This window comes from Prevotella sp. MGM2 (genome assembly GCF_002933955.1).
Lineage (GTDB): Bacteria > Bacteroidota > Bacteroidia > Bacteroidales > Bacteroidaceae > Alloprevotella.
On the sequence record NZ_BEWW01000197.1, the window covers coordinates 1 to 9,680 of the forward strand.

The following is a 9,680-nucleotide window of genomic DNA, read 5'->3' on the forward strand; positions in this document are numbered from 1 at the left end:
CCAAGGGCCTCCCCGCAGGCATCTATGTAGTAGGCGGACGCAAAGTAATCGTAAAGTAATCTTCTCGTAAGATAACACACTCTCAACGGGTGCGGCACCAATAAGTGTCGCACCCGTTTTTTATGCCAAAGCCAGACACTTATCACACGGCACAACGTCTCTCATCACTCATTGTATATATGATCCCGACATTCCCCTCCACCCATCTCACTGACACTCGCACTAAATATTTGACAAACAAGCATTATCACAAATCACACCAATAAAAAAACAGGGCAAAACCAAAAAAAACTTATCAAAGTGGGGATTTGTGGGGAGAAATCCGTAATTTTGGAAAATATTTCAGAAAGAATGCGTTTTTCAGGAATCATATCAGCCAAAGTCGACACTAAAGGCCGTGTATTCTTACCATCGGCCTTCCGCAAGCAACTGCCTGAAGAAGATATGGCTTTTGTGATCAAACGCGATGTTCACCAACCCTGTCTGGTGATATATCCCCGAAAAGTATGGGACGCTGAAGTAGACATGCTCACCTCACGCCTCAACCGCTGGAACCCTCGTGAAGCCATGGTACTACGGCAATTTCTAGCCGATGCCGAAACATTCGTACTCGACAACAACGGTCGCCTTCTTCTCTCGCGACGTCTCATGCAGGCTACAGACATTGATAAAGAAGTGATGTTTTTGGGAATGGACGACCGCATAGAAATATGGAACAAAAACCGAGGCAGTAAGCCTTTCATATCAGACGGGGACTTCGGCCGCATCATTGAAGAACTCATGGGCCGGCCCGATGGAAACAACGCGGCGACCGATACCGCACATATTAGCCAATAATCCAACGGAGCACCACCCGTACCTCCGGTAATTATCAATATAGCAATAACATTTATGGTCACTGTAGCTCCGACTTACCATGTTCCGGTTCTGCTCAGGCAAAGCGTGGACGGCCTGAACATTCAGCCCAACGGCACGTATGTGGATGTCACTTTCGGCGGTGGGGGCCATAGCCGTGAAATATTGTCGCGACTGGGCGAGAACGGCCAACTCTACAGTTTTGACCAGGACGGTGACGCTGAAAGAAATATGCCGCCCGGTGACGGGCGCTTCACTTTCGTGAGAAGCAATTTCCGCTATCTGACAAACTGGATGCGTTATTACGGCGTTACAGCCATAGACGGACTGATGGCGGATCTCGGTGTATCGAGCCACCATTTTGACGATGAGGCACGAGGGTTTTCCTTCCGTTTTGAAGCACCGTTGGATATGCGCATGAACAGCAGGGCCGGAATGACAGCGGCAGATGTGGTGAACCGCTATGACGAGGAACGGCTGGCACGTATTTTCTACCTTTACGGAGAGATGAAAAACAGCAGGAGGCTGGCAGCAGCCATAGTAAAAGGCCGCGCAGACCGACCTCTGACGACTGTGGCACACCTCACCGAACTAGTACAGCCACTAATTGGACGCGACCGTCAGAAGAAAGACCTGGCTAAAGTTTTTCAGGCCCTGCGCATTGAGGTGAACCACGAAATGGACGCACTTGAAGAAATGCTCCAAGCCGCAGTAAGAGCATTACGTCCGGGAGGAAGACTCGTTGTACTGACTTATCATTCACTTGAAGACCGTATGGTAAAGAATTTTATGCGCTCCGGTAACGCCGAAGGCAAAACACAACAGGATTTTTTCGGTAACCGACTCGTTCCCCTAAAGCCTGTTAACAACAAAGTTATCATACCCGACGAAGAAGAACAAACGGCCAATCCCCGTAGCCGCAGCGCCAAATTGCGTATCGCACAGAAACTAGGCTGAAAACTTAGTCTGAAACGAGTTTCACATGTCCGCCGGACATTTATAATATAATTGTCATGAAGGATAACAACGAACATATCAATACAGGAAACGCATCGCTTGACGAACTGCTCAAGCGGGCCACCTCCGAAGCTACTGCCGAAAATACGACAGACACAGCCATAGAAGACGAAAACTCTGCAACTGCTACAAAAAAAATACCATCTGCCGAAGAACAGATACACAACGAACGTGAAGAACGTGCCCGCCAGGCGTTCAAGCAACTGGTAGACATCGACGATGGAAGTAATATTTCGTTGCGCAGCATACTGGGAGGGGATATCTTAGGCGGAAAAACTTTTCGGAAACAAATTTGGTTCTTACTCATGCTCACCATCATGGCTATTATTTATGTGAGCAACCGTTATGCTTGCCAACGAGAGGAAATACGCCGCGAAGATCTTAGTAAAGAACTCATAGACAAACAATTCAAGGCACTCACCATTTCAAGTGAATTGACTGAATTTTCCATGCGCAGCAACGTGGAAGAAAACTTGGTTGACACAACACTGCAAATTTCGACCTCATCGTCTTATTATCTTACAGCCGACACCCTGCAAACGCCCTGACAGGAACATTTGGTAACAATACTAAAAGAGTTGTACTCTTCATCCCATAATGGGCAAAGCAAGGATTCAATAATTACAACAGGAAGCTTATCACATCTGTAGAAATATGAATTTTTTAAACAAAAAAATCATGCCACGCTACTTTCTGGTAACACTGGTGATATGTCTGATTGGCATCAGTATACTGGCCAAAGCGATCTACACCATGACCGTTGAACGTGAGCGGTGGATGACCATGAGCAGACTACAGGTAAAAGTAGACCGGCCGCTGCCGGCCAAACGCGGCAACATTCTATCAGCCGACGGGCAGGTACTGGCGGCCTCATTGCCACAATATAAGATGTTTGTCGACTATATGTCGTGCGAACGCGACTCTTTGCAACGGGTAAAAGACCAGCAGAGGCGCGACTCCATACTCTATCATAGAATTGATACCATCTGCCAGGAAATGCAACGTATTTTCCCTGACATCATTCCGGCCAAACTGCGCGACCACCTGTTGAAGGGTCGCAAACAAAAGAGCCGCTACTGGCCTGTTTATGTTGACGGAGTAACGACTCTGAAACTCAAGAAGAAAGAAAACAGGCAAATCACTTATGTGGAATACAGCGAAGTGAAGAAGTTACCTCTGTTTGAGCTTAACAGCAGCGTAAACTACGAAAAGATAGACATGCGCAAACGGCCATTCGGCAAACTAGCCCTCCGCACCATCGGAGAGTTTAAAGACACGGCTCGCTTCGGACTTGAACTTTCTTTCGATTCTATCCTGGCTGGCAAACCTGGCAAATTTCATTTTGAGAAAGTACGCAACCGCCGTGTACCCGTCATTGACGTACCGGCAGAAGACGGCTATGACATACAGACGACTATCGATGTAGGCATGCAGGAAATTTGTGAAAAGGCCCTTGGAGAGAAACTGGCGGAAATCAACGCCATGCAGGGTGTCTGCATTCTGATGGAAGTGGCGACAGGTGACATAAAAGCCATGACAAGCCTGATGCGTTCAAACAACGGCATTTATTACGAAGATCATGCCGCCGCTCTTACGGATTTATACGAACCAGGGTCGGTGTTCAAGCCTCAATCGTTTTTGGTAGCGTTTGATGACGGACTACTCGGAATGACTGATCAGGTGAACACTGGCGGCGGTATCTACGAATTCGGGAGTCGCAAGATGCGCGACCACAATTGGCGCAGCGGAGGATACGGAACCCTCACAGTACCACAAATCATCGGCAACTCATCAAACGTAGGTGTCAGCGTACTCATTGACAAATTCTACAAAGACAATCCGGCCAAATTCGTAGAAGGACTCCACCGTATAGGTTCCGCCGAAGATCTTAAAATCCCCATAAAAGGCTATATGAGGCCACGTATCCGACGACCGGGAGAAGGTACATACTGGTCGCGTACAACTTTGCCATGGATGAGTATCGGCTACGAAACACAAGTGGCGCCCATCAATACACTCAACTTCTACAATGCCATTGCCAATAATGGCAAAATGCTACGTCCCCGCCTTGTCAAAGCTGTTTTACGTGCAGGACAAGTCATCAAAGAATATCCGATAGAAGTGCTACGGCAGCAGATGGCCAAACCTGAAGCAGTACAAAACGTACGGGCCTGCCTGGAATATGTCACCACACGAGGTGTAGGTAAAGCTGCCGGTTCTAAATTCTTCTCCACTGCCGGAAAAACGGGTACGGCACAAATTTGGACCGGAGGAGGACGGACCTCGGAATATTTCATTACTTTTGCGGGCTATTTCCCCGCCGACAAACCGCTCTATTCGTGTATTGTCTGCATTCGCAAACCTGCTCCGGCCTCAGGCGGCGGTATGTGCGGTCCCGTTTTCAAGCGCGTGGCAGAATCCGTAATGGCCCAAAGGCACGAAGCGGACTATTCCAAAGCCCGCGACACAGTTAATGTAAGTGTACCTACAGAATGTAAAGGTGACATAGCCGTTGCCGGCAGGCTTTTCAAACGCTACGGCATACCAAGCAACATTCCGGCAATGCCCCTTGGACAAAATCTATGGGGAACAGCAGACGGACAAGATGGTAAGATGCAACTATCCGCAACCAATTGGGCAGAAGACATCATGCCCGATGTAAGAGGATACGGACTGCGCGATGCCATTTACCGTTTGGAGAATATCGGTCTGAAAGTCCATACACAAGGTGCAGGAAAAGTCTGTGAGCAAAGCATTCCTCCCGGAAAAAGAATAAAGAAAGGAATACTTGTAAAACTACAACTGAGTTACAGGAAGTCCCACACCGGTTCACATAAGTCCTCACCAACAACCGCTCTGAAACCGGAAGACAAAGAACTCTCCGACCAGGAAAAGAACAACTCTGATAAACGGAAAAAGACAAAAGACAATCCAACGCCCAAGGCTCAGAAAAAAGAAGAGAACAAAGCTAAAAAGAAAATTCCCTGAGTCCATTTTCCGTATCAGTTCATTTATCCCTATTTACCCGAACATAAAAAACATCCCGATACATGAAACTGTCCGAAACGCTTAAGAAGATCACTCCCATCGAAGTACGGGGAAATCTTGAAATGGAAATATCCGGAGTGAACATTGATTCACGCTTGATAGAAGCCGACAACTTATTCATTGCCGTAAAAGGCACACAAACCGACGGGCATACTTTCATAGCCAAAGCGCTCGAAAACGGTGCAAAAGCTGTTTTGGTAAGCGAACCTATACCTGCAAAAATTCCTGAGAATACAACATTTATCCGTGTAGCCGACACAGAAGACGCCGTTGGTAAAGTTGCCACCTGCTTCTACGGTGATCCTTCACGCCGGTTAAAGCTCATCGGCGTTACAGGTACCAACGGAAAGACGACCATTGCCACATTATTATATAATATGTTCCGCAAGTTCGGCTACAAATGCGGCTTATGCTCAACAGTATGCAACTACATCGACGGCGAGGCTCTCCCAACCGAACATACCACGCCCGATGCCGTAACACTCAACCGGTTACTCTGCGAAATGGCGGACCGCGGATGCCAATACGCCTTCATGGAGTGCAGCAGTCATGCCATTCATCAGAAGCGCATAGGCGGTTTAAACTTCGCAGGCGGTATTTTCACCAACCTCACCCGCGATCATCTGGACTATCACAAAAGTTTTGAGAACTACCGCGATGCGAAGAAAATCTTCTTCGACACATTACCCCAGGAAGCATTCGCCATCACCAATGCCGATGACAGAAACGGCACAGTCATGGTACAGAACACTGCAGCTACGGTGAAGACTTACTCCACGCGTACCGCTGCCGATTTCAAAGGACGTATCATTGAGGAAAGTATTGAAGGCATGCTGCTCGACATTGACAACCGTGAAGTCAGCGTACCTTTCGTAGGCCGTTTCAACGTATCGAACATTTTGGCAGTATACGGCGCAGCAGTCATGCTCGGCCATAAACCGGAGGAAGTGTTGTGTGTCCTTTCCTCCCTCCGTCCCGTCAACGGCCGCTTCGAAGCCATCCGCTCTCCCAAGGGCTACAGCGCAGTCATAGACTACGCCCACACCCCCGATGCCTTGGCCAACGTACTCAGCGCCATCAACGAAATTGTCAAAGGCAAGGGAAAGGTCATCACTGTATGCGGCGCCGGCGGAAACCGCGACAAAGGCAAACGCCCTTTAATGGCACAGGAAGCCGCCAACCGCAGCGACCGCGTCATCATTACCAGCGACAACCCGCGTTTTGAGGAACCGCAAGACATCATTCAGGACATGCTCGCCGGCCTTGACGCCGGACAAATGCAAAAGGTGCTCAGCATCACCGACCGACGCGAAGCCATCCGTGCCGCCGCCATGATGGCACAAACCGGCGATGTCATCCTTGTGGCCGGCAAGGGGCACGAACCTTATCAGGACATAAAAGGCGTGAAACATCATTTCGACGACCACGAAGAAGTCCGCGCCGCGTTCGGCCTCAACTGAGCCTCAAAACATTACGGTTAATTCACCTGTCATTCATCACCCATTCCACCAATGTTATACTATCTGTTCAGATTTCTGGAACAATTCGGCCTCCCCGGTTCCAACCTGTGGTCTTACATTTCTTTCCGCGCATTGCTGGCCCTCATGCTGGCACTGGTCATATCGGCGTGGTTCGGCGAATACTTCATCAAATGGATGAGACGCCATAATTTCAGCGAAGTGCAGCGCGACGCCTCCATCGATCCTTATGGAGAAAAGAAGAAAAACGTCCCGTCAATGGGAGGCATCATCATCATTGTCTCCGTGCTGGTGCCTTGCATCCTCCTCGGCCGTCTGCGTAACATTTACATGATATTGATGATTGTCACCACAGTCTGGCTGGGCATGCTGGGCTTCATCGACGACTACATTAAGAATTTCAAGAAAAACAAAGACGGTCTGTCCGGCAAGTTCAAAATTCTCGGACAAGTCATTCTAGGTCTCATTGTCGGCCTGGTTCTCTACTTCAGCCCCGATGCCGTCATCCGCGAAAACGTGGAAATTGAGCATAAGGGCGGAGTCCACACTGAAGTCGTCCACAAGAGCGAAGCCGTCAAATCCACCAAAACCACCATTCCTTTTGTCAAGAACAACAACCTTGACTATTCGTCCATCGTCTCCTTCTGCGGCCAATACAAAACACAGGCCGGCTGGATACTTTTCGTCATCGTCACCATTTTCGTCATCACTGCCGTGAGCAACGGCGCCAACCTCAACGACGGCATGGACGGCATGGCAGCAGGCAATTCAGCCATCATCTGCATCGCATTGGGCATACTGGCTTACGTTTCCAGCCACATAGAATATGCCAGTTATCTCAACATTATGTACATACCCGGTTCTCAGGAACTTGTCATCTTTATCTGCGCCATGATCGGTGCCCTCATCGGCTTTCTGTGGTACAACGCCTACCCCGCCCAGATATTCATGGGCGACACCGGTTCCCTCACCATCGGCGGCGTCATTGCCGTGCTGGCCATCATCATCCACAAGGAACTGCTCATCCCCCTCCTTTGCGGCGTGTTCCTGGTTGAAAGCCTGAGCGTCATACTGCAAGTGGAATACTTCAAACTGGGCAAGCGGAAAGGCATCAGGCAGCGCCTTTTCAAACGCACGCCGATACACGACAACTTCCGTGTTCTTCCCGAACAGCTCGACCCGTCGTGCCGCTACGTTTTCAAGAACTGGCCGCGCGGCGCCTGGCACGAATCCAAAATAACCGTGCGTTTCTGGATTACCACCATCCTTCTGGCCGCAGCCACCATCATCACTCTGAAAATACGATAAAACCATACGGGATCACTTCCCTCCCGACCACGCCATACAGCAAACATGAGAACAGTCATTTTGGGAGCCGCCGAGAGCGGTGTCGGTGCCGCCATTCTGGCACAGAAAAAAGGTCATGAAGTTTTCGTTTCCGACATGGGCCGGATAAAAGAAAAATACAAAGCCCTGCTCAACGGACGGTACCTGCCGTGGGAGGAAGGCCGTCACACTCCGGAGCTCATCCTCAATGCCGATGAAGTCATCAAAAGTCCCGGAATTCCTGAAAACGCCCCTCTGGTGCTTCAGCTCAAAGCCAAAGGTATCCCCGTCATCAGTGAAATCGAATTTGCCGCCCGCCACACCAATGCGCAAATGATATGCATCACCGGCAGCAACGGCAAAACCACCACCTCCTCACTCATCTACCACATACTCCGCAAAGCCGGCCTCAACGTGGGACTGGCCGGAAACATCGGTCGCAGTCTGGCGCTTCAGGTGGCTGAAGACAACCACGACTGTTACGTCATCGAAATTTCCTCCTTCCAGCTCGATGGCATGTTCGACTTCCGTGCCAATGTGGCCGTACTGCTCAACATCACTCCCGACCATCTCGACCACTACGGCTTCTGCATGCAAAACTACGTCGACTCCAAAATGCGCATCCTGCGCAACCAGACGGCCGATGATACCTTTATCTACTGGAGCGGCGACGAACACATAGGCCGCGAACTGGAGCGCCATCCATCTCCGGCCCTCCTCTGTTCCTTCGCCGATAAACGCGAAGAGCAGGCAGTCGGTTTTCCGGCCGGAGACACGCTTTGCATCAAAGCCCCCATACCTTTTGAGATGCCCCTCGCCGAACTCTCACTCACCGGCAAACACAATCTGCGCAACGCCATGGCAGCCGCCATGGCCGCTCTCGCCGCCGGTGCGCCGGCACAGGCCGTTCGCGAAGGCCTGAGCGATTTTCCCGGTGTGGAACACCGTCTTGAAAAAGCCGGTACCGTGAATGGCGTGCACTATGTCAACGACTCCAAAGCCACCAACGTAGACGCCTGCTATTGCGCCCTCGACAGCATGCAGACACCGGTAGTCCTCATCATCGGTGGCCTTGACAAAGGCAACGACTACAGCCAGATCATCCCTCTAGTCAGAGAGAAATGCCGCGCCGTGGTATATCTCGGCGCCGACAACGCCAAACTTCACGAGCATTTCGACGGTTTGGGACTACCCATGGCCGACACCCACAGCATGCCCGACTGCGTGGCGGCCTGCGCCCGCCTGGCACATGAGGGCGACACCGTCCTGCTCAGTCCCTGCTGCGCCAGTTTCGACCTCTTCCGCAACATGGAAGACCGCGGCGACCAGTTCAAGACACTGGTAAGCGGCATGCTCCCGCCAAGCCGTTAAAACCGCCCGACTCCCTCATCTTTCTAAGAACCAACAACACAGCATGCAAAAAATGGACATATCCTCCCGCCGTATTTTTCAAGGCGACACCGTCATTTGGGTGGTATTTTTCTTGCTCTGCATGATTTCCCTCATCGAAGTGTTCAGTGCCGCCAGCACCCTCACCTACAAGAGCGGCGACTTCATGGCCCCTTTCTTCAAGCAGCTCCTGTTTCTGGGCCTGGGCACCGGCGTCGCATGGTTTTTCCATGCCATCCCGTGCCGCTACTTCAAAATCATCCCGCTTTTCTTCCTTCCTCTGTGCATCGTCCTGCTGCTCGTCACGCTCTTTTTCGGTTCGTCCGAAAACGGCGGCGCGCGCTGGCTCGACCTCGGCATACGCTTCCAGCCATCCGAACTGGCCAAGGGAGTCGTCATCGTTTCGGTGGCCCTCATCCTCTCCCACATGCAGCGCGAGGAAGGCGCCGACCGGCGGGCTTTCAAGCTCATCCTCACAATAACCGGCATCGTGTGCACCCTCATAGTGTCGGAAAACCTCTCCACAGCCGCCATCCTCTTCACCACCGTATTCATCATGATGTTCAT

At 50.8% G+C, this 9,680-nt stretch carries 8 protein-coding genes; all 8 read left to right on the forward strand.

Features of this window, described 5'->3' with window-relative positions; translation table 11 throughout:
* Window positions 1-351 precede the first annotated feature (351 nt).
* Window positions 352-837: a division/cell wall cluster transcriptional repressor MraZ gene (locus tag C5S62_RS04830; RefSeq protein ID WP_104404294.1), complete on the forward strand. Its 486-nt coding sequence runs from the start codon at window positions 352-354 to the stop codon at window positions 835-837.
* 54 nt (window positions 838-891) lie between these two features.
* Entirely contained in the window at window positions 892-1,812 is a 921-nt protein-coding gene (gene rsmH, locus C5S62_RS04835; protein WP_104404295.1) for a 16S rRNA (cytosine(1402)-N(4))-methyltransferase RsmH, read from the forward strand.
* 56 nt (window positions 1,813-1,868) lie between these two features.
* Window positions 1,869-2,420: an FtsL-like putative cell division protein gene (locus C5S62_RS04840; RefSeq protein ID WP_104404296.1), complete on the forward strand. Its 552-nt coding sequence runs from the start codon at window positions 1,869-1,871 to the stop codon at window positions 2,418-2,420.
* A gap of 130 nt (window positions 2,421-2,550) precedes the next feature.
* The gene (locus C5S62_RS04845) at window positions 2,551-4,860 is read left to right on the forward strand and encodes a penicillin-binding protein (RefSeq protein WP_172486192.1); all 2,310 of its coding nucleotides are present in this window, start codon (window positions 2,551-2,553) and stop codon (window positions 4,858-4,860) included.
* Between the two features lie 62 nt (window positions 4,861-4,922).
* Window positions 4,923-6,380, forward strand: a complete 1,458-nt coding sequence (locus C5S62_RS04850) for a UDP-N-acetylmuramoyl-L-alanyl-D-glutamate--2,6-diaminopimelate ligase (RefSeq protein WP_104404298.1) — start codon at window positions 4,923-4,925, stop codon at window positions 6,378-6,380.
* A gap of 51 nt (window positions 6,381-6,431) precedes the next feature.
* Window positions 6,432-7,706, forward strand: a complete 1,275-nt coding sequence (gene mraY, locus C5S62_RS04855) for a phospho-N-acetylmuramoyl-pentapeptide-transferase (protein WP_104404299.1) — start codon at window positions 6,432-6,434, stop codon at window positions 7,704-7,706.
* A gap of 45 nt (window positions 7,707-7,751) precedes the next feature.
* A complete protein-coding gene (gene murD, locus C5S62_RS04860) occupies window positions 7,752-9,095 on the forward strand; it encodes a UDP-N-acetylmuramoyl-L-alanine--D-glutamate ligase (protein ID WP_104404300.1) in 1,344 nt (447 codons plus the stop codon).
* Between the two features lie 52 nt (window positions 9,096-9,147).
* The coding region (locus tag C5S62_RS04865; protein WP_190311552.1) for an FtsW/RodA/SpoVE family cell cycle protein at window positions 9,148-9,680 on the forward strand (533 nt) is incomplete at its 3' end.